Origin of the sequence: Actinomadura sp. 21ATH (assembly GCF_041951345.1) — a bacterium.
GTDB lineage: Bacteria > Actinomycetota > Actinomycetes > Streptosporangiales > Streptosporangiaceae > Spirillospora.
This window is the reverse complement of sequence record NZ_JBGNUR010000004.1, coordinates 273,497-298,631: the sequence shown is the minus strand read 5'-3', so window position 1 is coordinate 298,631 and position 25,135 is coordinate 273,497. Positions and strand designations below refer to the sequence as shown.

At 73.4% G+C, this 25,135-nt stretch carries 25 protein-coding genes; 10 read left to right on the top strand and 15 right to left on the bottom strand.

The genetic code is table 11. The features are described from left to right. Positions 1-243 precede the first annotated feature (243 nt). Genes ACA361_RS16080 through ACA361_RS16070 form a run of 3 tightly spaced genes read right to left on the bottom strand, consistent with a single transcriptional unit; the run spans position 244 to position 2,704 of the window. Positions 244-1,038, bottom strand: coding sequence for an amino acid ABC transporter ATP-binding protein (locus ACA361_RS16080; protein ID WP_375012765.1), 795 nt, complete (start codon positions 1,036-1,038; stop codon positions 244-246). Continuing rightward, positions 1,035-1,865 carry an amino acid ABC transporter permease gene (locus ACA361_RS16075; protein ID WP_375012764.1) on the bottom strand — a complete coding sequence of 277 codons (831 nt, stop codon included), beginning with the start codon at positions 1,863-1,865 and terminating at the stop codon, positions 1,035-1,037. Before ACA361_RS16075 ends, ACA361_RS16080 begins: the two co-directional genes overlap by 4 nt. Further along, positions 1,862-2,704: a transporter substrate-binding domain-containing protein gene (locus tag ACA361_RS16070; protein WP_375012763.1), complete on the bottom strand. Its 843-nt coding sequence runs from the start codon at positions 2,702-2,704 to the stop codon at positions 1,862-1,864. The genes ACA361_RS16075 and ACA361_RS16070 overlap by 4 nt, the downstream gene beginning before the upstream one ends. 133 nt (positions 2,705-2,837) lie before the next feature. Between ACA361_RS16070 and ACA361_RS16065 the strand changes: the two genes are divergently transcribed. Together ACA361_RS16065 and ACA361_RS16060 are read left to right on the top strand one after the other, a co-directional pair. Further along, positions 2,838-3,863 carry a terpene synthase family protein gene (locus tag ACA361_RS16065; RefSeq protein ID WP_375012762.1) on the top strand — a complete coding sequence of 342 codons (1,026 nt, stop codon included), beginning with the start codon at positions 2,838-2,840 and terminating at the stop codon, positions 3,861-3,863. 78 nt (positions 3,864-3,941) lie between these two features. Further along, positions 3,942-5,732 carry an NAD+ synthase gene (locus ACA361_RS16060; protein ID WP_375012761.1) on the top strand — a complete coding sequence of 597 codons (1,791 nt, stop codon included), beginning with the start codon at positions 3,942-3,944 and terminating at the stop codon, positions 5,730-5,732. 39 nt (positions 5,733-5,771) lie between these two features. Here the strand turns inward: ACA361_RS16060 and ACA361_RS16055 are convergent, their stop codons facing one another. The 3 genes from ACA361_RS16055 to ACA361_RS16045 all read right to left on the bottom strand — a co-directional run bounded on the left by ACA361_RS16055 (position 5,772) and on the right by ACA361_RS16045 (position 10,294). Beyond that, the gene (locus ACA361_RS16055) at positions 5,772-7,907 is read right to left on the bottom strand and encodes a SpoIIE family protein phosphatase (RefSeq protein WP_375012760.1); all 2,136 of its coding nucleotides are present in this window, start codon (positions 7,905-7,907) and stop codon (positions 5,772-5,774) included. A gap of 181 nt (positions 7,908-8,088) precedes the next feature. Continuing rightward, positions 8,089-8,694 carry a TetR/AcrR family transcriptional regulator gene (locus ACA361_RS16050; protein WP_375012759.1) on the bottom strand — a complete coding sequence of 202 codons (606 nt, stop codon included), beginning with the start codon at positions 8,692-8,694 and terminating at the stop codon, positions 8,089-8,091. 40 nt (positions 8,695-8,734) lie between these two features. Continuing rightward, positions 8,735-10,294 (bottom strand): MFS transporter, encoded by a 1,560-nt coding sequence (locus ACA361_RS16045; RefSeq protein WP_375012758.1) that lies wholly within the window; start codon positions 10,292-10,294, stop codon positions 8,735-8,737. Positions 10,295-10,507: 213 nt separating this feature from the next. On the opposite strand from ACA361_RS16045, the gene panB reads away from it, so the two are divergent. Beyond that, on the top strand, positions 10,508-11,392 hold the full coding sequence (panB, locus tag ACA361_RS16040; RefSeq protein ID WP_375012757.1) for a 3-methyl-2-oxobutanoate hydroxymethyltransferase: 885 nt from the start codon (positions 10,508-10,510) through the stop codon (positions 11,390-11,392). A 75-nt stretch (positions 11,393-11,467) separates the two neighbouring features. Here the strand turns inward: panB and ACA361_RS16035 are convergent, their stop codons facing one another. Then, entirely contained in the window at positions 11,468-12,556 is a 1,089-nt protein-coding gene (locus tag ACA361_RS16035; protein WP_375012756.1) for a potassium channel family protein, read from the bottom strand. 26 nt (positions 12,557-12,582) lie between these two features. Beyond that, entirely contained in the window at positions 12,583-13,269 is a 687-nt protein-coding gene (npdG, locus tag ACA361_RS16030; protein WP_375012755.1) for an NADPH-dependent F420 reductase, read from the bottom strand. 122 nt (positions 13,270-13,391) lie between these two features. Between npdG and ACA361_RS16025 the strand changes: the two genes are divergently transcribed. After that, the gene (locus ACA361_RS16025; protein ID WP_375012972.1) at positions 13,392-13,988 is read left to right on the top strand and encodes a hypothetical protein; all 597 of its coding nucleotides are present in this window, start codon (positions 13,392-13,394) and stop codon (positions 13,986-13,988) included. Positions 13,989-14,077: 89 nt separating this feature from the next. On the opposite strand, the gene ACA361_RS16020 is transcribed toward ACA361_RS16025, so the two are convergent. After that, positions 14,078-14,254, bottom strand: coding sequence for a hypothetical protein (locus tag ACA361_RS16020; protein ID WP_375012754.1), 177 nt, complete (start codon positions 14,252-14,254; stop codon positions 14,078-14,080). A 71-nt stretch (positions 14,255-14,325) separates the two neighbouring features. Here ACA361_RS16020 and map point away from each other — a divergent pair, with 71 nt between their 5' ends. From map to ACA361_RS16005, 3 genes are all read left to right on the top strand, one after another. After that, a complete protein-coding gene (gene map / locus ACA361_RS16015) occupies positions 14,326-15,177 on the top strand; it encodes a type I methionyl aminopeptidase (protein WP_375012753.1) in 852 nt (283 codons plus the stop codon). Between the two features lie 147 nt (positions 15,178-15,324). Beyond that, a complete protein-coding gene (locus ACA361_RS16010) occupies positions 15,325-15,951 on the top strand; it encodes a ComEA family DNA-binding protein (RefSeq protein WP_375012752.1) in 627 nt (208 codons plus the stop codon). 19 nt (positions 15,952-15,970) lie between these two features. Beyond that, positions 15,971-16,975 (top strand): DNA polymerase ligase N-terminal domain-containing protein, encoded by a 1,005-nt coding sequence (locus tag ACA361_RS16005; protein WP_375012751.1) that lies wholly within the window; start codon positions 15,971-15,973, stop codon positions 16,973-16,975. On the opposite strand, the gene ACA361_RS16000 is transcribed toward ACA361_RS16005, so the two are convergent. Genes ACA361_RS16000 through ACA361_RS15990 form a run of 3 tightly spaced genes read right to left on the bottom strand, consistent with a single transcriptional unit; the run spans position 16,960 to position 19,840 of the window. Continuing rightward, positions 16,960-17,778, bottom strand: coding sequence for an ABC transporter ATP-binding protein (locus ACA361_RS16000; RefSeq protein ID WP_375012750.1), 819 nt, complete (start codon positions 17,776-17,778; stop codon positions 16,960-16,962). The genes ACA361_RS16005 and ACA361_RS16000 overlap by 16 nt on opposite strands. Beyond that, positions 17,775-18,839, bottom strand: a complete 1,065-nt coding sequence (locus tag ACA361_RS15995; protein ID WP_375012749.1) for a FecCD family ABC transporter permease — start codon at positions 18,837-18,839, stop codon at positions 17,775-17,777. Before ACA361_RS15995 ends, ACA361_RS16000 begins: the two co-directional genes overlap by 4 nt. Next, a complete protein-coding gene (locus ACA361_RS15990; protein ID WP_375012748.1) occupies positions 18,836-19,840 on the bottom strand; it encodes a FecCD family ABC transporter permease in 1,005 nt (334 codons plus the stop codon). Before ACA361_RS15990 ends, ACA361_RS15995 begins: the two co-directional genes overlap by 4 nt. Before the next feature lie 148 nt (positions 19,841-19,988). Between ACA361_RS15990 and ACA361_RS15985 the strand changes: the two genes are divergently transcribed. Together ACA361_RS15985 and ACA361_RS15980 are read left to right on the top strand one after the other, a co-directional pair. Continuing rightward, positions 19,989-20,975 (top strand): ABC transporter substrate-binding protein, encoded by a 987-nt coding sequence (locus ACA361_RS15985; RefSeq protein ID WP_375012747.1) that lies wholly within the window; start codon positions 19,989-19,991, stop codon positions 20,973-20,975. Between the two features lie 5 nt (positions 20,976-20,980). After that, on the top strand, positions 20,981-21,772 hold the full coding sequence (locus ACA361_RS15980) for a hypothetical protein (protein ID WP_375012746.1): 792 nt from the start codon (positions 20,981-20,983) through the stop codon (positions 21,770-21,772). A gap of 38 nt (positions 21,773-21,810) precedes the next feature. Here ACA361_RS15980 and ACA361_RS15975 read toward each other — a convergent pair whose 3' ends face one another. Next, positions 21,811-22,434 carry an NAD(P)-dependent oxidoreductase gene (locus tag ACA361_RS15975; RefSeq protein ID WP_375012745.1) on the bottom strand — a complete coding sequence of 208 codons (624 nt, stop codon included), beginning with the start codon at positions 22,432-22,434 and terminating at the stop codon, positions 21,811-21,813. Positions 22,435-22,628: 194 nt separating this feature from the next. Between ACA361_RS15975 and ACA361_RS15970 the strand changes: the two genes are divergently transcribed. Next, positions 22,629-23,345, top strand: coding sequence for a metal-dependent hydrolase (locus ACA361_RS15970; protein WP_375012744.1), 717 nt, complete (start codon positions 22,629-22,631; stop codon positions 23,343-23,345). A 15-nt stretch (positions 23,346-23,360) separates the two neighbouring features. On the opposite strand, the gene ACA361_RS15965 is transcribed toward ACA361_RS15970, so the two are convergent. Both ACA361_RS15965 and ACA361_RS15960 read right to left on the bottom strand, forming a co-directional pair. Beyond that, positions 23,361-24,452 carry a hypothetical protein gene (locus tag ACA361_RS15965; RefSeq protein ID WP_375012743.1) on the bottom strand — a complete coding sequence of 364 codons (1,092 nt, stop codon included), beginning with the start codon at positions 24,450-24,452 and terminating at the stop codon, positions 23,361-23,363. A gap of 106 nt (positions 24,453-24,558) precedes the next feature. Then, positions 24,559-25,107: a TetR/AcrR family transcriptional regulator gene (locus tag ACA361_RS15960; protein ID WP_375012742.1), complete on the bottom strand. Its 549-nt coding sequence runs from the start codon at positions 25,105-25,107 to the stop codon at positions 24,559-24,561. Between the last annotated feature and the right edge of the window lie 28 nt (positions 25,108-25,135).

The following is a 25,135-nucleotide window of genomic DNA, read 5'->3' as shown; positions in this document are numbered from 1 at the left end:
CCGGTACGCGCGGGCCGGCGTTTCCGCAGGTGCTGACAGGTCTGGCTAGCTTGCAGTATGCCCGGCGGCTGTTACCGCGACGTTACGTACGACGATCGCCGCTTCGGCCTGGAGCGAAACCGCCCATAACACCGTTCCAAACTCTGCCACACATCCCGGGATGCCCCGCACCGGGTGCGGGCGGGGCATCCCCGGGCGGTCCCGGATCGCCCGCGGGGCGCCTTCCGGGCCGGCTCCGCCGGCTCAGCCGGCGTGCCCGCCCGCCTCGCGGGTGTCGCCGACGCGGGCGGCGGCCGGGTCCAGGACGCGGGACAGGAACGTCCGGGTGCGCTCGTGCCGCGGGTCGGCGATCACCTGCGCGGGCGGGCCCTCCTCGACCACGACCCCGCCGTCCATGAACACCACCCGGTCGGCCACCTCGCGGGCGAAGCTCATCTCGTGGGTGACGACCAGCATGGTCATCCCCTCCTCGGCCAGCTCCCGCATGACGCCCAGCACGTCCCCGACCAGCTCGGGGTCCAGCGCGGACGTCGGCTCGTCGAAGAGCATCACCTCCGGGCCCATGGCCAGCGCGCGGGCGATCGCGACCCGCTGCTGCTGGCCGCCCGACAGCTGCGCCGGGTACGCGCCGAACTTGTCGCCGAGCCCGACCCGTTCCAGCACCTCGCGCGCGGTGTTCTCGGCCTCGGCCTTGCCGCGCTTGAGCACCTTGCGCTGCGCGATCGTGACGTTCCCGAGCGCGGTGAGGTGCGGGAAGAGGTTGAACGACTGGAACACCATGCCGATCCGGCGGCGGACGGCGTCGATGTCGACCTCCGGGTCGGTGACCTCGGCGCCGGCGACCCGTACCGTCCCCTTGGTGGGCTCCTCCAGCAGGTTCACGCAGCGCAGCAGCGTGGACTTGCCCGACCCGGACGGGCCGATCACGCAGACCACCTCGCCGGACTCGACGTGGAAGTCGATGCCGCGCAGCACCTCGTTCGCCCCGAACGACTTGTGCAGCTCCCTGATCTCGATGGCGCTGTGTACGGCCGTCATCGCGTCCCCTTCCGCTGCCGGGCCTCCAGCCGCCGGGCCAGCAGGCTCAGCGGGATCGTGAGCAGCAGGTAGCAGATGCCGGCCACGATGATCGGCGTGGTGTTGCCCTGCTGGCCCGCCAGGTCGCGGCCGAACTTCGTCAGCTCGCGCTGCTCCAGCGTGACGCCCAGGAAGAGCACCAGCGAGGAGTCCTTGCACAGCAGCACCAGCTGGTTGGTCAGCGGCGGGATGATGATCCGGAACGCCTGCGGGATGACGATCGAGACCATCGCCCGGCCGTGCGACATGCCCAGCGAGCGGGCCGCCTCCAGCTGGCCGCGCGGCACCGCCTCGATGCCGGCCCGGATCGTCTCGGCCATGTACGCGGTCGCCGTCAGCCCGAGCGCCAGGCCCGCCTGACCGGCCACGCCGCCCGGGACGTTCGCGCCGGGGAAGGCCAGCGGCACGCCGACGCCCACGAAGATGAAGATCAGCAGCAGCGGCAGCCCGCGGAAGATCTCGATGTAGACGGTGGCGAACCAGCGGTACGGGGCCACCGACGACAGCCGCATCAGGGCGACCACGAGCCCCGCCACCAGGCCGAGCACGAAGCCGAGCCCGGTGTAGACGGCGGTGTTGAGCAGCCCGACCGTGATGATCTCCGGGAACAGCTCCTTCGCCACGTCCAGGTTGGCGAAGTTGGCCCGCAGCTGCGGCCAGTCGGCCAGCAGCACGATCACCAGCACGACGGCGAAGAACAGCGTGTACTGGCCGCCGAGGGTGAGCCGGCGGCGGCGCCGCCGGGACATCCCCGACGGCGCCGCGGCCTTCACGGGCTCGGCCGTCACGGCGTACCGCCGCCCGATCCGCCGTCACCGGTCTTGGGCATCGGGCCGATCCACTTCTCGTAGATCTGCTTGTACGTGCCGTTCGCCTTCGACTCGGCGATCACCTGGTTGGTGATCTCGACCAGCTTGGGGTTGTGGCCCTTGCGGATCCAGAACCCGTACTGCTCGCCGGTCTCCAGGTTCGCCACGATCGCGTACTTGGCGGCGTTGGCGGGATCCTTCAGCCAGCCCTGCACGACCGGGTAGTCCTGCACGATCACGTCGACCTGGCCGGTGCGCAGGCCGTCCAGCTCGGCGAGCGAGTTGTCGAACGAGCGCGGGTCGAGGCCCTTGCCCTTGACGAAGTCCTCACCGGTGGTGGACGCCTGGGAGCCGAGCTTGAGCTTCTTGGCCTTGACGTCGTCCAGCGACGTGATCCCGCTGTCCTTCTTCGCCATGAGGGCCTGGGTGGCGTCGAAGTACGGCTTGGACACGTCCATGAACTTGGTGCGGTCCGGCTTGATCGTCATCCCGCCCATGACGATGTCGCACTTCCCGGCGTTCAGCGCCGAGCCGGTCTTCATCGTCTCGAACGGCGTGTCCACGATCTTCTGCGTGACGCCCAGCTTCTTGGCCACCAGGTCGATCATGTCCACGTCGAACCCGACCACCTTGCCCCCCTTCTCCTCCTGGAAGGGCGGGTAGGGCAGGTGGGTGCACGAGGTCAGCGACCCCTTCTTGATGAGCTTGACGCCCTGCACCGTGGCGCCCTCGTCACCGCCGCAGGCCGTCGCGGCCGCCAGCGTGAGGGCGACCGCCGCCGTTCCCAGCGCGAAGCGCCGGGGGGTTGGTACGGACACGATTCCTCCTGATTTTCTGCGGATCGCCGGACCCTACCGCGCGGCGCGCCGGCCGGGGCGGTCCACCTCCCCTCTTCCATTTCCCGAAATTTGACGTGGCGATCATCGGTCCGGTCTCGGAATGATCAATAACGTGGGTCCCGTCGTGGACGCCTCACTGCTGCTCTCGCTCACCGACCGCGCCGCCTCGCTGGCCGCCCCGTCGGTGATGCGCGCCGATGCCTGGAAGCTCGGCGAGCGGGTCGGCGCGTGGGCCCGCGGCCGGGGGCTGGTGCTGGGGGACCCGGACACCTCGCCGCTCGGCCGGGCCCGCTGCGAGCGGCTCGCCGCCCGCCTCTTCCCGGCCGCCGAACCGGCCCGCGTCGACCTCTTCGCGCGCTGGCTGACCTGGACGTTCGCGCTGGACGACACGCTCGACGAGACCTCGGTCGCGGGCAGCGCCACCAACGTCCACGCGGTGTTCGAGGACCTGACGAGGGCGCTGCGCCGCGGCCACGCCAGCCCGGGGGCGCGGCCGCTGGAGACCACGGTCGTGGAGCTGTGGCAGGCCACCGGGCGGCTGATGAGCCGCGAGTGGCGCCGCCGCTTCCTCGCCCACCTGGACGAGCACCGCGCGGGCTGCGCCGACCAGGCCGTGCACCGCCGGACCCGGCGGCTGCCGGCGCCGGGCGAGTACGCGGCGCTGCGCCGCCGGGGCGCCGCCCCGTACCTGTACGACCTGATCGAGGCCGTCCTCGGGGTGGAGCTGCCGGAGCGGCTTCTCGGGCTGCCGGCGTTCCAGGACCTGCTCCAGGGCACCGCCGACGTGCTCAACTGGTCGAACGACGTCGCCTCCTACGGCCGCGAATCCGTCCTCGGCGACGCGCACAACCTGGTGATCGTGCTGTCGGCCACGTACGGCGTCGACGCGGCCCGGGCCGGCGGGCGGGTCGCCGATCTCATCGCGGCGCGTTCCGACGGGGTGCTCGCCGGGGCGCGGGCGATGGTCGGCGTGATCGACAAGCTGCGGCTGACCCCGGCCGAGTGCGCCGCCGCGCGCCAGGTCGTCCGGGTGCTGCTGGGGGCGCCACGGGCGCACATCGACTGGCTGGCGGAGTCGGGCCGGTATACCTCGGGATCGAACGGGCATCGTCTGGACGCGCTGGCCTCGCTCCGCTGACCGCGGTCCGGGACTGGCACGGAACCGTACTTCTCGTCATAATGACGATACCCATTCGTCTGCTTTAGGCTGGTTGAAGTGGCACAGCTTCGGATCGCTCTCGCACAGGTGAACCCGACGGTCGGCGATTTGGAGGGGAACGCCGGCCTCATCGTGGACTGGACCCGGCGCGCCGCCGACGCCGGCGCGCACCTGGTCGCCTTCCCCGAGATGGCGCTGACCGGTTACCCCGTCGAGGACCTCGCCCTCCGCTCCTCCTTCGTCGAGGCGTCCCAGCGCGCCCTGGAAGGCGTCGCCCGCCGGCTCGCCGACGCGGGGCTCGGCCACGTCCCGGTCGTCACCGGCTACCTCGACCGCCGACCCCTCAGCATGCTGCGCGCCGGCATGCCCGCCGGGTCGCCGCTCGACGCCGCCGCGTGGCTGCACCAGGGCGAGGTCCTCGTCCGCTCCGCCAAGCACCACCTGCCCAACTACGGCGTCTTCGACGAGTACCGCATCTTCGTCCGCGGCGACACGCTCCCCGTCGTCCGGGTGAACGGCGTGGACGTCGCCACCGTCATCTGCGAGGACCTCTGGCAGGACGGCGGCCCCGTCAGCGTCACCTCCACCGCCGACGCCGGCCTGCTGCTGGCCGTCAACGCCTCCCCGTACGAGCGCAACAAGGACGACCTCCGCCTCGAACTGTGCGCCGACCGCGCCCGCGAGGCCGGCTGCGCCCTCGCGTACGTCAACATGGTCGGCGGCCAGGACGAGCTCGTCTTCGACGGCGACTCCCTCATCGTCGGCGCGGACGGCACGCAGGTCGCCCGCGCCCCGCAGTTCGTCGAGCACCTCCTGCTCGCCGACCTCGACCTGCCCGCCGCGTCCCTGGAACCGGTCACCGGCACCGTCAACGCGGGCGACGGCACCATGATCACCATCGACCACCGGGTGGTGACCGAGGAGCTCCTCCCCGCGTACGAGCCGGACCCGCTCACCACCGCCGACCCCCTCCCGGACCTCGCCGAGGTCTACGGCGCGCTCGTCCTCGGCACCCGCGACTACGTCCGCAAGAACGGCTTCCGCTCGGTCCTCCTCGGCCTGTCCGGCGGCATCGACTCCGCGCTGGTCGCGACGATCGCCGCCGACGCGCTCGGCCCCCAGGACGTCCACGTCGTCCTGCTCCCCAGCCGCTACTCCACCGAGGGCTCGGTCACCGACGCCGAGGAACTGGTCAAGCGCCAGGGGCTGCACTCCCGCGTCGTCCCGATCCGCGGCATGGTCGACGCGTTCGAGGCCGAACTCGACCTGCACGGCCTGGCCGCCGAGAACCTCCAGGCCCGCATCCGCGCCAACGTCTGGATGGGCCTGTCGAACGAGCACGGCCACCTCGTCCTGACCGGCGGCAACAAGAGCGAGCTCGCCACCGGCTACTCCACCCTGTACGGCGACTCCGCCGGCGGCTTCGGCCCCATCAAGGACCTCACCAAGACGATGGTCTGGGCCCTCGCCCGCTGGCGCAACACCCAGGTCGGCTCGCACCTCCCGTTCCTCCACCCGTTCGAGGAGGAGCCCATCCCCGAGGCCATCATCGTCAAGGAGCCGTCCGCCGAACTGCGCCCCGACCAGAAGGACCGCGACACGCTCCCGCCGTACGACGTCCTCGACCCCCTCCTGATCGACTACGTCGAGCGCGACATGGGCCGCGACTCCCTCGTCGCCGCCGGCCACGACCCCGCCATCGTGGACCGCGTCATCCGGCTGGTCGACCTCGCCGAGTACAAGCGCCGCCAGTACCCCCCGGGCCCCAAGATCACCGCCAAGAACTTCGGCCGCGACCGCCGCCTCCCCATCACCAACCGCTGGCGCGAACCCGCCCGCGACCGCTGAACCCGTCCTGGCCGGCTCCCGTCGCCCGTACGCTCCGGCTCAGACGCTGTGGTGGTTCTGGCCCGGCCAGGTGGTCTCGGGCTCGTAGGGGTCGGGGTCGACGCCGGGGACGATCTGCTCGCACCAGACGACCTTGCCGGTGGAGGTGCGGCGGGTGCCCCAGCGGTGGGCGAGCTGGCTGACGACCAGCAGGCCGCGGCCGTTCTCGTCGTCGTCGGCGGCGTGCCGGAGGCGGGGCAGGGCGGCCGAGTGGTCGAGGACCTCGCAGACCAGGGTGCGCTCCAGGAGGAGGCGCAGCTCGATCGGCTTGTCCGGGGCGTACCGGAACGCGTTGGTGATCAGCTCCGAGACGATCAGCTCGGTGGTGTAGACCAGGTCCTCCAGGTCCCACTCCTCCAGCTGCGCGCGGACCAGGCCGCGGGCGCGGCGGACGGCGGCGGGGTCGGACGGGAGGGTCCAGGACGTCCAGCGGTCGTCGGGCAGCCGGCGCAGGCGGGCCAGCAGGACGGCGATGTCGTCGCGGTGGTGGTCGGCGTACACGCCGGCGAGGGTGGCCTTGGCGAGGTCCTCCATGGAGCGCTCGGCGGTGCCGGGGCCGAAGATGCCGCGGAGCCGGGCCAGGCCGTCGTCGATGTCGCGGCCGCGGTTCTCGACCAGGCCGTCGGTGTAGATGACGAAGACGCTGCCGTCCTCGACGGCGAACTCGCGGCTCTCGATGGTGGCGGTGCCGGCGACGCCCAGCGGCGGGGCGGGCGGGATCCGCAGGTACTCGTTGTCGCCGTCGGGGCCCACCAGCAGCGGCGGCAGGTGGCCGGCGGAGGCGACCTCCAGGGTACCGGAGGTGGCGTCGTACACGGCGTACACGCAGGTGGCGAAGTGCGGCTCCTGCTCGCCGAGCTCGACCATCAGCTCGTGCATGACGTGCAGCGCGTCGGCGGGCGGCAGCTCCAGGTTGGCCAGCGTGTGCAGCGCGGTGCGCAGCCGGCCCATGGTGACGGCGGCGCGCACGCCGTGCCCGGCGACGTCGCCGACGATCAGCGCGACGCGGGCGCCGGGCAGCGCGATCGACTCGTACCAGTCGCCGCCGACCTCGACCAGCTTGCTGCCGGGCAGGTAGCGGTGCCGCACCTCGACCGATGAGGGCGCCGACAGCCGGTGCGGCAGGAGGCTGCGCTGCAGGGCGAGGGCGGTGGCGCGTTCCCGGCTGAACAGCCGGGCGTTGTCGATGACGATGGCGGCGCGGGCCGCGAACTCCATGCCGATCTCGACGTCGTACGCGTCGAAGCGGCGGAAGCCGGGCACCCGGGTGCAGGCGATGAAGCCGAGCAGCGTGTCGCGGGCGATCAGCGGCAGCAGCACCATCGAGGCGCCGGTGAGCAGCTCGCCCGCCGGGTTGCGGCGCCAGCGGGCGGCGATGTCGGCGGCCTTGGCGGCGTCGACGTGCGGCAGGTGGACGGGCTGGGCGTTCTCCAGGACGTCGCGGTACGGGGTGCCCTCGGGGTAGACGAGCACCTCGCCGACCGGGAACGTGGCCGTCCACATCGGGTTGCCGTCGTCGGAGGTGACGGCGATGCGGCGCAGCACGGCCGCGCCCGACTCGCTGTGCACCTCGTCGGCGGCCACCAGGCTCTCCAGCACCAGGACCGAGGCGGTGGTGCAGTAGTGCGGGACGATGACGTCGACCAGGCCCTTGGCGGACTGGTCGAGGTCGAGCGAGGCGCCGAAGCGGGTGAGCGGGTCGTCCATCAGGGCGCGCCGCATGAGGGCCGGGTCCTGGTAGCGCTCGCTGGGCGGCAGCGGCACCCGCACGTGCAGCAGCCCCATCGGGGCCTCGCCGCCGACCATGGGCTGCGCGGTGATGACGGCGTCGGCGGACGCGGCGGCGCCGTTGGCGGCGGCGGCGCCCTCGCCGCCGCGGCGTACCGGGAGCACGGCGGTGCGCTCCTGGCCCGCGGCGATGGCCTCCAGCAGCGCCTCCATGTCGGCCTTGGCCTCGTCGTCGACGAGCTCGCCGGGGGTACGTCCGATCAGGTCGGCGGGCGCGTGCCCGAGGACGGCCGGGGCGTTGGGCCCGCACTGGACGATGCGCCGTGTCCCGTCGATCGCCAGGACCAGGGTGCGGGACGCGGAATCGGCGGTGGGCGCGTCGCCGCGCGACGCCATGACGGATCTCACCAGACGCGCTCCAGACAACCGGTCGTCCTATCACTCCCAGCGACAGTATGAGGCATCAGGCATGATCCAGGGAGAAGATCACGGCGCACTGGGCGAAATGGTGCAGAACATCTAACTATGAGGACCATGCTTGTGGCCGAGCGGACGCCCGGGAAGCCCGAAGCACGACCACTTTCGGCCTCTATGCGTCGTTTGCACTATTTGCCCCGGTCGCCATTCCCTTGAGCAGGGTGTCGATGACCGCCTCCGGGAAGCCCTCCGGAACGCGGTCCCGCGGCGTCTTGTGGGCGAGCGAGCCGACCATGAGGGCGATCGCCGCCTCGATGTCGAGATCGTGGCGGAGCTCGCCGTTCTCCACTCCCCTGAGGAGTACGCGGCGCAGCACGTCCCGGCGCGGCAGCAGCACGTCGTGCCGGTAGCGCGCGAACAGCTCCGGATGCTTCTCGGCGCTGCCGACCACGTTCCAGAAGCAGCGCGCGTGCCGGTGGTCGCGCTCGGCCCCCATCGCCTTCGCGATCATCAGCAGGTCCTCCCGCACCGACACCCCGGCGGGCTCGCTCAGCGGCGTCTTGACCGCGGCCAGCGCACCGACGATCAGCGCCTCCTTGTTGGGCCAGCGCCGGTAGATGGTCGTCTTGCCGACCCCGGCGCGGGCGGCCACCGCCTCGATCGACACGCCCGCCACCCCGGACTCCTCGGCCAGCAGGTCGAGCGTGGCCTCGATGATCGCCTTCTCGGCGCGCTCGCTGCGGGGCCGGCCGGGGCGGCCCGTCGTCGTCTCAGTCATGTCGGCACCATTCTCGAACCCTCGCGCGGCGCCGCCCGCGTCACACGCGGGCGGTCTCCCGCCGTTCCGCCTCCTCGGCGGGGGCGCCGGCGCGGTCGCGGCCGGGCAGCCATTTCAGCACGACCAGCGCGCCGGCGAGCGCGATCACCGCGCCCGCGCCGCCGGCGATCTGCATGCCGTGCACGAACGCGGCGTCCGCGGCGGCGATCAGGCCGGGCACGCCGAGCCCCTCGGCGACGCCGTGCGCGCCCTCGATCGACTGGCCGGCCAGCTCGCGCGCCGGCTGCGGCAGCGCGTCCAGCCGGTCGCCGAGGCCGTCGCGGTAGACCGACGCGACCAGCGAGCCGAGCACGGCGACGCCCATCGCCACGGCGACCTGCCGGGCCGTGTTGTTGAGCGCCGACCCGGCGCCCGCCTTCTCGCGCGGCAGCGCGGACATGACCGACTCGGTGGCGGGCGGCATGACGTTGGCCATCCCGGCGCCCTGGACGAAGAAGACGGCCCCCAGCAGCCACAGCGGCGTCTGGCCGTCGATCCCCATCGCCCAGTACGACGCCAGCGCGCCCGACACCAGCAGCAGGCCGGCCGCGCACACCGCCTTCGCGCCGAACCTGCGGACCAGCGCGGCGCTGCGCGGCGAGAAGATCAGCTGCGCGGCCGCGAACGGCAGCAGCATCGCGCCCGACTCCAGCGCGCTCATGCCGCGGACCGACTGGAGGTAGAAGCCGACGAAGAAGATCATGCCGGACGCGGCGAAGAAGACCAGCGCGATGGCGGCCACCGCGGCCGACAGCCGCGGGTCGCGGAACAGCCGCACGTCCAGCGCGGGATGGTCGGTGCGCGCCTCGTGCCAGGCGAACAGCGCCAGCACGGCCAGGCCCGCCCCGATCGGGCCGAGCACCCCGGCCTCCAGCCAGGCGCCGTGCTCGCCGCCCTGGATGATCCCGTACGAGAGCGCGACCAGCCCGATGATCGACAGCAGCACGCCGGCCGGGTCGAGCCGCCCGGGGTCGGGGTTGCGGGACTCGGGCACCAGGAAGATCATCAGCACCGTGCCGAGCACGATGACCGGCACGTTGATCAGGAAGACCGAGCCCCACCAGAAGTACTCCAGCAGCAGCCCGCCGGTCACCGGCCCGATCGCGATGGCCAGCCCGACCGCGCCGCTCCAGATGCCGATCGCGCGGGCGCGCTCGTGCGGCTCGAAGACGTTGGTGATGATCGACAGCGTCTGCGGCATGATCGCCGCGCCGCCCAGGCCCATCAGCGCCCGCGCCCAGATCAGCTGGCCGGGGCTCTGCGCGTACGCCGACAGCAGCGAGGCCAGCGCGAACACCGCCATCCCCGCGACCATCACCCGCTTGCGGCCGAGCCGGTCGCCGACCACCCCGAAGGTGAACAGCAGCCCGGCGAAGACCAGGGTGTACGAGTTGATCGCCCATTCCAGCTGGCTCTGCGTCGCGCCGAGTCCGGCGTCCGGGTCGGCGATCGTCTTGAGCGCGACGTTCAGGATGGTGTTGTCGAGCACGACGACGAGCAGGCTGAACGTCAGCACGCCGAGGATGTACCAGCGCCTGCGCCTGATGGTCTCGGGGTCCACGGGCACTCCCTGGTCCGGCGATACGGGAACGTTTCGTAAATGGCTCGCCCCGAGCGTACGGCCGGATCGAACGATACGCAACCGTATCGTTTCGAAAGGCCGGGGAGAGCCCGGCCACACGGGAATCTGGGGGGTACCCGAATCGTTGGGTGAGTGGGATCATCGAACCCGTCCGGGTACGCCACCGTGGCGCCTCGAGACTGGAGGTACACCGTGTCTTCTCACGCTGCCCCCTCGCAGCAGAACGCCCAGCTCAGCGGCCGGACCGAGGCTGCGCCCAACGCCCTCTACGGCGGCAGGGGCGAGCGCCGGGTCACCGTACGCGACATCGCGGCCGCCAAGGAGCGCCACGAGAAGTGGCCGATGCTCACAGCGTACGACGCCCTCACCGCGCGCGTCTTCGACGAGGCCGGCATCCCCGTCCTGCTCGTCGGCGACTCCGCCGCCATGGTCGTCTACGGGTACGACTCGACGATCCCCGTCACCGTCGACGACCTCATCCCCCTCACCGCCGCCGTCGTCCGCGGCTCCAAGCGCGCCATGGTGGTCGCCGACCTGCCGTTCGGCTCGTACCAGACCGGCGTCGCCGAGGGGCTGGCCACCGCGACCCGCTTCCTCAAGGAGACCGGCGCGCACGCCGTCAAGCTGGAGGGCGGCCGCCGCGTCCTGCCGCAGGCCGAGGCGATGGTCGCCGCCGGCATCCCGGTGATGGGCCACCTCGGCCTCACCCCGCAGTCGGTCAACGCCTTCGGCGGCTACCGGGTGCAGGGCCGCGGCCAGGCGGGCGACGAGCTGATGGCCGACGCCAAGGCCCTGGAGGCGGCCGGCGCGTTCGCGGTCGTGCTGGAGTGCGTCCCCGAGGACCTGGCCGCCAAGGTCACCGCCTCGCTGTCGATCCCGACGATCGGCATCGGCGGCGGGAGCGCCACCGACGCGCAGGTGCTGGTCTGGCAGGACATGGCCGGGCTGTCGCCGCGCACCGCAAAGTTCGTCAAGAAGTACGCCGACCTGGCCACGATCCTCGGCGACGCGGCCCGCACCTACGCCGACGAGGTCGTCGGCGGCGTCTTCCCGGCCCCGGAGCACGCCTACCACTAGGCGCTCTCCCCCGGCCCGCCCCGGTGCGAGGCCGTGCCCCCGCGGCGCGGCCTCGCGCCGCCGCCGGGCCGGTCCTCAGGACGGGTCCGGGTCGCCGCCGATGCCGTTCGGGGAGTGCCGGGTGCGGTGCGAGGAGCGGGCGACGATCAGGCGGTCGCCGGGCTCCAGCCGGGCGCAGGCGGAGTCGTCGTACGGCAATGCCCGCCCGTCCCGCACGATCGCGATGGCGGGCTCGCCGACGGCGCCGATGGGCCCGCCGACCTCCTCCGCGCGGACGTCGCGCTCGACCAGGTCGAGGCCCGCGCCCTGCTCCAGCAGGTCCTCGATCACCTGGCTGACGAACGGCTGGCTGGTCGACACGCCCAGCAGCCGGCCCGCGGCCTCGGACGAGGTGATGACGTGGTCGGCGCCGCTCTGCCGCAGCAGCGGGACGTTCTCCGACTCCCGGACGGCCGCCTGGATCTTGGCCCCCGGGTTGAGCTGCCGCGCCGTGAGGGTGACCAGCACGGACGTGTCGTCGCGGGCGCTGGCCACGATCACCACCCGGGCCCGCTCGACGGCCGCCTGCCGCAGCACCGAGCTGCGGGTGGCGTCGCCGACGATCCCGGCCAGCCCGGCCTCGGCGGCCTCCGCCACGATCCGGGGGTCGGGGTCCACCACGACGATGTCCTCGCGGCGCACCCCGGTGGTGAGCAGCGTCTTGACGGCGCTCCGCCCCTTCGTGCCGTACCCCGCCACCACGATGTGGTCGCGCACCCGGGACCTCCAGCGGTTCAGCCGCCAGTCGGCGCGGGTGCGCTCCGCCAGGACCTCCAGGGTCGTGCCCACGAGGACGATCAGGAACAGCACCCGCACCGGCGTGACGAAGACGATGTTGACCAGCCGCGCCCCCGAGCCGACCGGCGTGATGTCGCCGTATCCGGTCGTCGACACGGTGACGGTGGCGTAGTAGAAGCAGTCGAGCAGCGACAGCGTGCCGCCGGCGTTGTCGCGGTAGCCGTCCCGGTCGGCGTAGACGGCCGCGACCACGGCGAACAGCAGCAGCAGCGCGATCCCGATCCGCTTCAGGACCGCGGCGACCGGCCCGGTACGGGCCGCGGGCAGCAGCACCCGCGGCCGGCCCGCGCCCGCCGCGCCTCCCGCGTCGCCCATGTCGCCCGCCATGTGAAGAACCGTACTGCCGCCGGCGATCAGACGTCGGTGATCCGCAGCCCGGCGTGCGCCTTGTAGCGGCGGTTCATCGAGATGAGGTTGGCGGTGAACGCCTCGACCTGGCCGGCGTTGCGGAGCCGGCCGCCGTACACGCCGCGCATGCCGGGGATGCGGCCGGCCAGCGCCTGGACGAGGTCGGTCGCCTCGCGGTCGTCGCCGAGGACCAGGACGTCCAGCTCCATCTCGCCGACCTCGGGGTCGAGCAGCAGCTTGGCCGACACGTGGTGGAACGCGGCCACCACCCGGCTCTCGGCCAGCACGGCGGCGGCCTGCTGCGCGGCGCTGCCCTCCTCGACCTCCAGCGGGAACGCGCCGCGCTTGTCGAAGCCCAGCGGGTTCACGCAGTCGACGACGATCTTCCCGGCCAGCTCGGCGCGCAGCGACTCCAGCGTGGCCTTGTGGCCCTCCCACGGGACCGCCACGACCACCACGTCGGACTCCCCGGCGGCGACGGGGTTCTCCGCGCCGCGCACCGGCAGGTCGGCGCCCAGGTCGTCGGCCGCCTCCTGGGCCCGCTCGGCCTTGCGCGATCCGATCACGACCCGGTGGCCGGCCAGCGCGAACCGCCGCGCCAGCCCCTTGCCCTGGTCGCCGGTGCCGCCCAGGATCCCGATCGTCAGGCCGGACACGTCGGGAAGGTCGTACGGGGTCTTCTGCTCAGTCATGATTGCGAGTCTGCCAGGTGGCCCCGCGGCCGCCCCGAACCGGCCTGGCGCATCACGGAAAAGGCCCCGTCGCACACGGCCGGTTACGGCACCATGGAGGCGTGGACGCCGAGCAGATCACGATGCTGCGCGAGGTGCTGGCCGCGACCGGGTGGCTGGAGCGCACCGGCGAGTTCGGCCGCGCGCTGCGGACGAGCGCGCGCACCCCGGGCGGGCTGCTCCTGGTGGGCACCCCCGCCGAGGACCCCTGGCATCTGGCCGCCCACCTGGACGACGAGAGCCGGCTGGCGGCGCTGCCCGGCCTGGCGCCCACGCTGGTGCGCTGGTCGCCGCCGCCGGGCGCGCCCGCGCACCTGGCCGTCGGGCTGGACCGGCTGGAGGCGGCCCGGCGCGGCGAGACGCTGTTCGTGGTCGCCGAGGAGGCCGCGCCGGCGCCCCTGCTGGAGCGCGTCGACGACGCCCGCCGCACCGGGGCGGTCGTGCTGGCCCTGGAGGGCGGTGACCGGGAGCTGCGCGGGCTGGCGCACGAGGCGCTGACCGTACCGGCCGAGGACGCCCTGGTCAGCTTCGACGGCGCCCAGCACCTGGTCAGCGCGGCGGCCGGCGCCGCCGAGGGGTGGGGCGGTCCCGCCCGCGCCCCCCGCCGCCTCCGCGACCGCCTGGCCCGCCTGCTGGAGACCGTCAGCGGCCCGACGCTCGACGAGCCCGGCCGCCACTGACCGCCCGCCGGGTCGACTCGTGGCGTGTCGCGCTTCCGCGCGGCGGCCGGGGGGCCGACACGCCACGAGTCAACGGCCCGGGGCGGCCGCTAGTCGTCTTCGTCCTGGCGGCGCCACGCCTCGTTGCGCTGCCGGGCCAGCTCCAGTGCCCCGGCGGCGGCCGTCTCCGACTCGTACGGCCCCATCCGGTCCTTGTTGGGGCAGCCCGCGCCGTGCTCGACCCTCATGTGCTTGAGGCAGAACCACCAGTCGCCGTCGTCCTTCATCCCGGCCTCCCTCGATCTCGCCGCCCGCCTCGGGATTCGTGCCCAGGCGGGGCTGACTACACTCGCTCACTATGACGACCCAACTACTCCGGCCCGGCCGCGTCTCTCCCATGCGCAAGGTTCCCGCGCACATCCCGCGCCCGGAGTACGTAGGGAAGAAGGTTCCCAGAACGGGCGAACCGGACGTCAAGACGCCCGAGATCATCGAGAAGATGCGGGTGGCCGGGAAGATCGCCGGGCAGGCGCTGGAAGAGGTCGGCAAGCACATCCGGCCGGGCGTCACCACCGACGAGCTGGACGTGATCGGGCACGAGTTCCTGCTCGACCACGGCGCGTACCCCTCCACCCTGGGCTACCGCGGCTTCCCCAAGTCGCTGTGCACCTCGATCAACGAGGTGATCTGCCACGGCATCCCGGACGACACGGTGGTGCGCGACGGCGACATCATCAACATCGACATCACCGCGTTCATCGACGGGGTGCACGGCGACACCGACGCCACGTTCCTGTGCGGGGACGTCGACGAGGAGTCGCGGCTGCTGGTCGAGCGCACCCACGAGGCGATGATGCGCGGGATCCGCGCGGTGAAGCCGGGGCGGGCGCTGAACGTCATCGGGCGGGTCATCGAGTCGTACGCCAGGCGGTTCGGGTACGGCGTCGTCCGCGACTTCACCGGCCACGGGATCGGGACGACGTTCCACTCCGGCCTGGTGGTCCCGCACTACGACGACCCGGCCGCGACCACGCTGATCGAGCCGGGGATGACGTTCACGATCGAGCCGATGCTGACGCTGGGGTCGTACGACTACGACATGTGGGACGACGGCTGGACGGTCGTCACCAAGGACCGCAAGAGGACCGCGCAGTTCGAGCACACGCTGCTGGTGACCGACGACGGCCACGAGATCCTGACCCTTCCCTGACGTACCGGTGACCATGCTCGCGGGTACAAAAAGGATCTAGAGCCAGAACATCGCCCAGACCGGCTCGGGAGAGCGATGCTCATGAGAGCCCCAGTGCCGTACGAACCCCGTGTCCCGTCGGACAGCATGCCGCCGGGACGCGCGGCCGTGAGCGTGACATGGGCCGCGCTGCCCTTCCTGACGCTCGGGTACGCGACACCGTTCACGTTCGCGGCGGCGGCGCTGTGGCGGCGCAGCGCGCACCTGGCGGTGGCCTCCCTGGCCTACGTCGGGATCTTCGTCCTGCTGCTCACCCTGCTGCCGGACATCGACAAGGAGCAGGGCGGCACGAGCAGCGCCGTGGGCGTGCTGACGTTCCTGCTGTCCATCGTGGGCTGCGGGCACGCGTTCCTGATCCGCCGGAAGGTGTTCGACCCGGACGGGCTGTCGGGCGTCGACAACGAGGCGGCGATCGAGCGGGTCCGGCGGCAGCGGACGCTGCGGGGGCGGGCGCGGGAGCTGGCCGCGCGCGATCCGGGCCTGGCGCGGGAGCTGGGCATCGGCCGCCCGGACCTGCCCCGCCAGTACAACGACGGCGGCCTGATCGACGTCAACCACGCGCCGGCGGAGGTGCTGACGATGCTGCCGGGCGTCACCCCGGAGCTGGCGATCAAGATCGAGCGGGTCCGGAACGAGACCGGCGGCTTCATGTCCGCCGAGGAGCTGGCCGCGCTGGCCGGCCTGCCGCCCACGCTGACGACCGAACTGGGCGAGTACGCCGTCTTCATCCGCTGAGTCCGGGTAAGGGACGGGTGTGGCAGCCAAGAAGGGCCCGGACCGGCTCGCCGAGTACCGCGGTAAGCGGGCCGCGTCCAAGACCCCCGAACCCGTCCCCTCCGAAGGCCCCCTTCCGGAGGGGGACGACGACACGTTCGTCATCCAGGAGCACCACGCGCGCAGCCTGCACTGGGACCTGCGCCTCGAACGCGGCGGCGTCCTGGTCTCCTGGGCGGTCCCCAAGGGCGTCCCGGCCGACCCGAAGACGAACCATCTGGCGGTCCACACCGAGGACCATCCGCTGGAGTACGCCTCGTTCGAGGGGGACATCCCCAAGGGCGAGTACGGCGCCGGCCAAATGACGATCTGGGATCGCGGCACCTACGAGACGGAGAAATGGTCGGACCGTGAGGTGAAGGTGGTCCTGCACGGCACGCGGGTGTCCGGGCGGTACGTCCTGTTCCGGACCGGCGGGAAGAACTGGATGATCCACCGGATGGACCCGCCGGCCGACCCGGACGCCGAGCCGGTGCCCGAGAGCGTCCGGCCCATGCTGCCCGAGGAGCGCGACCGCCTGCCGCGCGACCGGGCGGGGCACGCGTACGAGTTCGCGTGGGGCGGCCGGCGGCTGATCGCCTACGTCGAGGGCGGCCGGACCCGCTTCACCGACGCCCGCGGCCGCGCGGCCGGCGGCCCGGCCGGGCTGGGGTCCCGGCTCGGCGCGGCGCTGGGCGCCCGGCCCGCCGTCCTGGACGGCGAGCTGGCCGAGGTCGAGGGGCGCGAGACGTATCTCCTGTCCGACCTCCTCTATCTGGACGGCCGGTCGCTGCTGGACGCGCCGTACGAGGAGCGCCGCGAGCGCCTGGACGGCCTGGAGCTGAACGCGGCCCGCTGGCAGACGTCGCCGTGGTACCCGGGCGAGGCGGACGCCGTCCGGGACGCCGCCCGCGAGCAGGGCCTGCCGGGCGTCCTCGCCAAGCGGCTCGACTCCCCGTACGAGCCGGGCGGGCGCTCGGCCGCCTGGCGCTACGTCCGCGTCTGACCGCCCGCCGCGGCGTGCGAGCCGAGCGGGATGACCAGCGGCGCGCCGGTGACGGGGTCCTCGATGACGCGGGCGGGGAGCGCGAAGACCTCGTCCAGGAGCGGCTCGGTCAGCACCTCGGCGGGCGGGCCCTCGGCGACGACCGCGCCGGCGCGCATCGCGACGAGCCGGTCGGCGTAGCGGGCCGCGAGGTTGAGGTCGTGCAGCACCATGACGATCGTGCGGCCGTCGGTGTCGTGCAGCCGCCGCACCAGCTCCAGCACCTCGACCTGGTGCGCCAGGTCGAGGTAGGTGGTGGGCTCGTCGAGCAGCAGCAGGCCGGTGTCCTGGGCGAGCGCCATGGAGATCCAGGCGCGCTGCCGCTGGCCGCCGGACAGCTCGTCCAGCGGGCGGTCGGCCAGGTCCCGGATGCCGGTCCGGTCGAGGGCCGCGTTCACGACGTCCTCGTCGCCGGCCGACCACTGCCGGTGCCAGGCCTGGTGGGGGTGGCGGCCGCGGGCGACGAGGTCGGCGACGGTGAGGCCCTCGGGGGCCTGCGGGGCCTGCGGCAGCACCGCCAGCCGCCGGGCGACCTCCCTGGTCGACAGCTTGGCGATGTCGGCGCCGTCCAGGACGACCTGGCCGCCGCGCGGGCGCAGCAGCCGGCCCAGGCCGCGCAGCAGCGTGGACTTGCCGCAGCCGTTGGGGCCGATGATCGCGGTGACGCCGGCGCCGCCGAGGTCGAGGGTGAGGCCGTCCACGATCAGCCGGTCGCCGTACCCGAGCCGCAGCCCGCGCGCTTCCAGGGTCGTCGCCGCGTTCACAGGGTGGCCTTTCGCCGGGACCGTACGAGCAGGTAGAGCAGGACGGGCGCGCCGAGCACGGCGGTGACGACGCCGACCGGGAGTTCGAAGCCGCCGAACGCGGTCCGCGCGACGAGGTCGGCGCCGACGGTGAGGACCGCGCCGGTGACGGTCGCGCCGACCAGCGGCGGCTGCCCCGTCCCGGCCAGCCGCAGCGCGATCTGCGGGGCGGCCAGCGCGACGAACTCGACCGGCCCGGCCGCGGCGGTGGCGACCGAGGCGAGCACGATGGCCGCCAGGATCAGCAGCGAGCGGTCGAGGTTCACGCGCAGGCCGAGGCCGCGGGCGGGCTCGTCGCCGAGCCCCAGCGCGCCGAGCGCGAACGCGCCGATCAGGACCAGCGGGACGAGCACGGCGAGCACGAGCGCCAGCGGCCGGACGTGCTCCCAGCCGCGCGCGTTGAGGCTGCCGGTGATCCAGGCCATCGCGCGGCCGGCGTCGTTGACGTCGCCGAGGGCGAGCAGCCACCACTTGACGTTGGCGGCGACGCCCGCGAAACCGATTCCGATCAGGACGAGCCGGTAGCCGTCCAGGCCCTGCCGCCAGGCCAGCACGTAGACCAGCGCGCCGCCGGCGAGCCCGCCCGCGAGCGCGGCGGCCGGGATGCCGACCGAGGCCAGCAGGCCGCCCGCGCCGCCGGCGGCGCTGCCGGTGGCGACGGTCAGCGCCACCACGGCGACGCTGGCGGCATGGCTGACGCCGAGCACGTCCGGGCTGGCCAGCGGGTTGCGGGTGATGGACTGGGTGAGCGCGCCGGCCAGCCCGAGGGCCGCGCCGACGAGCGCGCCGGTGAGGGCGCGCGGCAGCCGCAGCTCCATCACGACGAAGCGGTGCCGCCCGTCGCCGAGAAGCGTGCGGACGACCTCGCCGACGCCGATCGGGAAGTCGCCGCGGCCGATGCTGAGCGCCATCAGCAGCGCGAGCACGGCCAGCCCGGCGGGGACGACGAGGGCGGGGCGAAGCCGTGCCCGGAACGACACCCGGCCGGCGCGCAGCGCGCGCGGCTCGGTCAGCGCGCTCACAGCCGCACCGGCTTCCGGCGCCGCACCAGCGCGATGAAGAACGGCCCGCCGATCAGGGCCAGCATGATGCCCACCTCCAGCTCGCCGGGGCGCGCCACCAGCCGCCCGGTCACGTCCGCGGCGAGCAGCAGCGCCGCGCCCAGCAGCGCGGAGAACGGCAGCAGCCAGCGGTGGTCGGGTCCCGACAGCGCCCGCGCCAGATGCGGGACGATCAGCCCGAGGAACGCCAGCGCGCCGCAGGCCGCCACCGCCGCCCCGGTCAGCAGGGTGATCGCGGCGATCCCGACGGCGCGGGTCAGCCAGATCCGGTGGCCGAGCGAGCGGGCCACGTCCTCGCCGAGCGCCAGCGCGTTCAGGCCGGGGGCGTTCAGCAGCGCCAGCAGCAGGCCGAGCAGCACGAACGGCAGCAGGCCGGCCAGCAGCCCGGCGTCGCGGCCGGCGAGCGCGCCCGCCTGCCAGAACCGGTAGGTGTCCATCGCCTGCCGGTCGAGGAGGACGAGCCCGGCGACCAGCCCGTGCAGGCCGGCGGTCACCGCGGCGCCCGCGAGCGCGAGGGTGAGCGGTGTGGCGCCGCCGCGGCCCGCGCCGCCCAGCACGAACACCAGCACGCTGGCCACGAGCGCCCCCGCGAACCCGAACCAGATGTAGGTCCCCATGCCGGTGACGCCGAGGGTGAAGATGCCGAGCACCATCGCGAACGCCGCGCCCTGCGTCACGCCGAGCAGCCCGGGGTCGGCGAGCGGGTTCCGGGTGTGGCCCTGGGCGAGCGCGCCCGCCACTCCGAGGGCGGTGCCGGCGAGCAGGCCGAACGCGGTGCGCGGCAGCCGCAGCGACCGGACGACGATGTCCTCCTCGGTGCCCGAGGGTGCGAGCAGCGCGCTCCAGACGCCGGCCGGCGGCACCGTCCTGGCGCCGATCATGACGCTGGCCAGCGCGGCGAGCAGCACCAGCAGCGCCAGCCCGAGGAGGACGGCCGGGCGGTGCCGGCGCAGCGCGGCCATTGGTCCGCCCGCCCGGGCGGCATGCGGGGCCCCCTTGTGGACCGTTCCGATCACTGCTGGGGGCCTCTTCCGTCGCTGGTCAGAATATGCTTAGGTAAGCCTTGCCTAAAGCAGGCAAAGCTACCCGAAACACGCGAAGGAATAGTAGATGAGGAAGTCGTCGATCCGGCGCGCGGCCGCCGGTATCGCCGCCGCCGCGCTCACCACCCTCGGCCTGGCGGCCTGCGGCTCCTCCGACGGCGGCGGGAGCGGCACGCCGATCCGCACCGTCCAGCACGCGATGGGGACCACGAAGATCTTCAAGGAGCCCAAGCGGATCGTCGCGCTCGACCAGACGTTCGTCGACACCGCGGTCACCCTGGACGCCGACGTGCACGGCTTCACCACCTTCACCGCGAACGAGCAGAAGCTCCCCGGCTACCTGAGCCGGGCCGCGGGCGGCAAGCACACGGCGGGGGCGCGGACGGTCGGCACGCTCAGCGAGCCGAGCCTGGAGAAGATCAGCGCGCTCAAGCCCGACCTGATCCTGTCGGCCAAGATCCGGCATGAGGCGCTGTACGGCAAGCTCTCCCAGATCGCGCCGACGGTCTTCAGCGAGACCACCGGCGCGACGTGGAAGGAGAACCTCCGGCTGACCGCCAAGGCGCTGGGCAAGGACGGGCTCGCCGAGCAGCGGATCAAGGAGTTCGAGACCCGCGCCCGCACGATCGGCGACGCGGTCAGGAAGAAGAACGACGGGAAGATGCCCGCGGTGTCGGTGGTGCGATTCACCGACGAGCCCACCGTCCGCCTCTACACCGAGAACAGCTACGTCGGGATCATCCTCAAGGACGCGGGCTTCCCGCGGCCGCCGGGCCAGCCGACCAGCGACAAGATCGCGGTCGATCTGAGCGAGGAGCGGATCAAGGACCTGGACGCCGACGAGATCTTCCTCGCCCGGTACGCGGACGAGTCCGGCAAGTCCTCCCAGGTCCAGACCAAGTTCAAGAACAACCCGCTGTGGGGCCGGCTGGCCGGCACCAAGCGCGAGGTCTCCGACGAGACCTGGATGCTGGCGGTGGGCCTGCAGGGCGCCCACCTCGTACTGGACGACCTGGCGAAGTTCCACGAAGTCGACGCGGCGAGGACGGCCTGATCGAGATGACCACCGTGGCAGGCGGCGAGCGGACGGACACGACGACCGAGGCGACCGGGACGGCCGAGGCGGCGCGCCCGCTCGTCGCCCTGCTGCAGGCGGCGCACGACGCGTACCCGCTGGCGCTCCTCCCCGGCCTGGGCGCGCCGGTGGACGACGCGGGCTACTTCACCGCCGACGACCCGCGGCTGTGGGAGGCGCTCGTCGCCGACACCCGCGACCGGTACGACGCGCCCGCCCACATCGCGGCGGCGCTGGCGTGGAAGGGCTACGCGTACTGGGTCTCGCTCCCGGTCACGCTCGGCTGGACGCTGAACCGCCGCGTCCCGCTGATCGCGGCGTCCGACGCGCTCGTCCGGCCGCTGGCGGAGTCGCCGTTCGTGTCGGTCGGGCTGCGGGACGTGCGGTTCGCCGTCACCGCGTCCGACCCGTGCGCCGGCACGCCGGACACGGTCACCGTCCCGGACGAGGCGGCACTGCTCGCGCTCGTCCGCGACACCCTGGTCGGCGGCCACTTCGCGCCGCTCATCGAGTCGCTGCGCGCCACCACCCGCACCGGCGCGCGCGGGCTGTGGGGCACGGCGGCCGAGGCGCTGTCCGCGCCGCTGTACGGCCACGGCTCGGACCTGCCGGGCGCGGCGGCGGCCGTGGAGGAGCTCATGGCCGGCCTCGGCAGGCCGCTCGCCGGGCTGATGGGCATGGAGGACGGGGCGCCGCGGCGCCGCACCTGCTGCCTGTGGGTCGCGCTCCCCGACCGCGACGCCTGCCCGTCCTGCTGCCTGACCCGCTGCAAGTAGGCCGCCCGGCCTTCGGCGGCGGATCTCCTCTCAGTAGGTCAGTAGGCCACGCCGATCCGCTGCCGGACGGCCTGGCCCTTCTCCAGCACGTCCAGCAGGGCGACGGCGTAGTCCTCGGCGCTGATGTGGCTGACGCCGTTCCCGTCGACCAGCAGCCGGTCCCCGTCCACCCGGTAGTCGCCGGTGCGCTCGCCCGGCTCGATCGTCGACGCGGGCGAGACGTACGTCCAGTCGAGGTCGCCCGCCTCGTCGCGGAGCAGTTCGAGCAGTTCGCCCTGGGCCAGCGACTCGCCCTTGTACTCCGCCGGGAACGAGTCGTCGTCCACCAGCCGCACGCCGCGCGCGTCCTCCAGCGTGCCCGCTCCCCCGACCACCATCAGCCGCCGCACGCCCGCCGTGCGCAGCCCCTCGATCACGCCGCGGCCCGCCTCGCGCAGCGGCGCGTACGGGTCCGAGCCGTCGCGCGGCGGCGAGACGGCCAGCACGACCGCGTCCTTGCCCCGGGCCAGCCGGGCCACGGCGAGCGGATCGCGGGCGTCGCCCCGCTCGGTGCCCTCCGTGCCGCCGCGGGTCACCCCCGTGACGTCGTGGCCGCGGTCGCGCGCCTCGGCCGCGATCCGGCTCCCCACCATCCCGGTGGCGCCGATCAGCAGGATCCTCATCCCCGTCCTCCCCGAACGTCGACTGACCGGAACGTATCCAGGAGGCGGGGCCCCAATCCCGTGCCGGGAACCGGGACGCCGTGCGCCCCATCAAAGGGACATAACACGCCATCGGCGCGCCGCCCCTGAAAACGATCTTCCAGGGATTACAGTCGGTCGCGGCCGGGACACGTGAAGAGCGGGGGGACCGTCGGATGATGGGGCAGACGCACGCCCTCAGCGGCGCGCTGGTGTGGCTGGGCGCGGTGCCGATCCTCAGCCAGGAGCGGCTGCTCGGCGACCACGCGATCTCCCTGTCCCCGGCCCAGCTGCTCGCCGGCGCCGTGGTGTGCGCGGGCGCGGCGCTGCTGCCCGACATCGACCACCACAACGGGCGCATCGCCAACACCTTCGGCCCCATCACCAAGAAGCTGTGCAAGTGGGTGGGCAAGGCGTCCGGCGGCCACCGCCAGGCCACCCACTCGCTGCTGTTCGCCGTCCTGATGGGCCTGGCGATGGACGCCCTGGCCACCCACTTCGTGTACGGCTGGTGGGCCGCGCTGTTCGTCATCGTCGGCTTCGGGCTGCGCGGCATCGGCCTGGACTTCGAGGGCAAGGAGCCGCAGTCCGCGCTGGCCGACTGCGCGGTGGCCGCGTTCGCCGTCTACCTGATGCACGACCTCGACATGAGCTTCGCGGGCTTCGCCGTGGCGCTGGGCTGCATCGCGCACGTGGTCGGCGACTGCCTCACCCCGCGCGGCTGCCCGGTCTTCTGGCCGATGAAGTGGCGGATCGACATCCCGCTGATCCCCCGCACCGACGGCAAGGTCGAGCGCTGGGTCGTCACGCCGCTGCTGACGCTCGGCGTCGCGATCCTCACCATCCGCTCGGTGCTGGGCGACATCACCACCAACTGGCTGACCCGCGGCTGAGCCCGGGCGGCCCGCCTAGTAGCGGGTGACCAGGGCGATCCGGTCGTGGTCGACGAGGAAGCCGTCGGAGACGAAGGTGACCTCGCCGCCGTACTCCAGCGCGGTCTCGATGACGTCGTCGACCAGGTCGTCCACCACGCCGTGGCCCCGGAGGCTGCCGATCCGGCCCGCGACCGGGATGCTCTCGCCGCCGCTCTTCACCCCCGGCGAGTAGTAGCCGCGCTCGACCACCAGGTGCTCGCCGCGGCCGCCGTCCACCAGCCGCGCGACCTCCTGGAGCCCGGCGGCGTAGCGCTGGAACCCGCGCGCCGCCTCCAGCTCGGCCAGCACCGCCACCTCGCGCAGGTCGTCGTACGCCTGGAGGACGGGGCGCGCCAGCTCGGCCAGCGTGCTCGCGGACGCGCGCTCGTAGCTGCCGTCGATGCGGCCCGCGACGGTGACCCGCGGCCCGGCCAGCTCGTCGAAGCACGCCTGGAGCCGGGTGACGCCCGCGACGACCACCGGCCGCCGGTCGCGCGCGAGGACGCGGTCGAGGCGGGCCTGCACGTCCCGCATCAGCCGCGGCCGCCGCTCGTCGGCGTGCTGCCCGCGGCGCGACAGCCGGCCCTCGCCCTCCTCCTCGTACTCCTCGGGGACGACCGGGAAGCCGTCCCGGACGATCTCGGTGAGCTCGCCGCCCACGCCGTCCCAGAGCCGGGTCTGCTGGTCGGAGAGGACCAGCAGCCAGTAGCGCGGCGTGCGGCTGTACGCGGCCACCAGGTCGCGGGTGGCGAAGCCGGTGTCGACGATGACGCGCTCGTCCACCGGCTGGTCGATCGTGAACGCGTGGTGCTCGCCGCCCGGCGCGGCGAACAGCACCAGCCCGTCGGCGGCGTGCCGGGGGTCGAGCCCGCCGGCGGCCCGCTCCAGCCCGCGGACGACGTCGTCGGCGGTGTCGGGCGCCACCCGGCTGTCGTCGCGGAGCCGGTGCCGCACCTCGGCCAGCAGGTTGCGCAGGCGGATCGGGTCCTGGCGGTTCTCCGGGGCGCGGCGGCCGGTCGGCATGAGCACCGAGACGGCCGGGTAGGCGCGCGGCTTGCGCAGTTCTGACAGGGTGACGGCGTCCATGATCCCCCGATCGAAGAGACGGTCGTTACAGCCCTATTTGTAACGAATCGCCAGTAAATCGAGCGTAAGGGGATCGTGCGGATCGCCTTGCGGTACGTGGGCGCCGTCACACCCTCAGGCCGTCGAGCGTCACCCGGATGAGCGGGTCATCCGCCCGCGCCCCGGGGCGGCACACCGCCGTACCGAAGATCGTCACCACTTCGGCGGGGGTGATGTCGGACCGGAGCGTGCCCTCCTTCTGGGCCCGCTCGGCGATGCCCGCGATCAGCGCGTCCGCCTCACGCAGCCGGTCGGGCGGCACCGCGGCCGCTTCCTGGCCGACCGTCTTGAGCAGGGCGTACGGCTGCGCCACCGAGTAGTCCACCAGGCGCAGCAGCGCGTCCCAGCCCGGCGTGCCGCCGCCGTCGCCGGCACCGCCGTCCGGGCCCTCCGGCGGGGTCAGGGTGCGGGCGAACGCGATCAGCCGCTCCAGGGCCTCGGAGGCGATCTCCTCCAGGAGGGCCCGGCGGTCGGGGAAGTGGCGGTAGAGGGTGCCCACGCCCACGCCCGCCGCCTGCGCGATCTCCTCCATCGAGGCGGCCGGGCCGCGTTCGGCGAACGTCCGGAGCGCGGCCTCGACGATGCGCTCGCGGTTGCGCCGCGCGTCGGCCCGCATGCTCCCCCGCCCTCCCGGCGCATCCGCC

Coding starts and splice junctions, on each gene's coding strand:
- ACA361_RS16020 (WP_375012754.1), bottom strand. CDS start 14,254: ATGAAGGACGACGGCGACTGGTGGTTCTGCCTCAAGCACATGAGGGTC.
- ACA361_RS15975 (WP_375012745.1), bottom strand. CDS start 22,434: ATGAGGATCCTGCTGATCGGCGCCACCGGGATGGTGGGGAGCCGGATC.
- ACA361_RS15970 (WP_375012744.1), top strand. CDS start 22,629: ATGATGGGGCAGACGCACGCCCTCAGCGGCGCGCTGGTGTGGCTGGGC.
- ACA361_RS16050 (WP_375012759.1), bottom strand. CDS start 8,694: ATGACTGAGACGACGACGGGCCGCCCCGGCCGGCCCCGCAGCGAGCGC.
- ACA361_RS15965 (WP_375012743.1), bottom strand. CDS start 24,452: ATGGACGCCGTCACCCTGTCAGAACTGCGCAAGCCGCGCGCCTACCCG.
- ACA361_RS16035 (WP_375012756.1), bottom strand. CDS start 12,556: ATGGCGGGCGACATGGGCGACGCGGGAGGCGCGGCGGGCGCGGGCCGG.
- ACA361_RS15960 (WP_375012742.1), bottom strand. CDS start 25,107: ATGCGGGCCGACGCGCGGCGCAACCGCGAGCGCATCGTCGAGGCCGCG.
- npdG (WP_375012755.1), bottom strand. CDS start 13,269: ATGACTGAGCAGAAGACCCCGTACGACCTTCCCGACGTGTCCGGCCTG.
- ACA361_RS15985 (WP_375012747.1), top strand. CDS start 19,989: ATGAGGAAGTCGTCGATCCGGCGCGCGGCCGCCGGTATCGCCGCCGCC.
- map (WP_375012753.1), top strand. CDS start 14,326: ATGACGACCCAACTACTCCGGCCCGGCCGCGTCTCTCCCATGCGCAAG.
- ACA361_RS16080 (WP_375012765.1), bottom strand. CDS start 1,038: ATGACGGCCGTACACAGCGCCATCGAGATCAGGGAGCTGCACAAGTCG.
- ACA361_RS15980 (WP_375012746.1), top strand. CDS start 20,981: ATGACCACCGTGGCAGGCGGCGAGCGGACGGACACGACGACCGAGGCG.
- ACA361_RS16025 (WP_375012972.1), top strand. CDS start 13,392: ATGCTGCGCGAGGTGCTGGCCGCGACCGGGTGGCTGGAGCGCACCGGC.
- ACA361_RS15990 (WP_375012748.1), bottom strand. CDS start 19,840: ATGGCCGCGCTGCGCCGGCACCGCCCGGCCGTCCTCCTCGGGCTGGCG.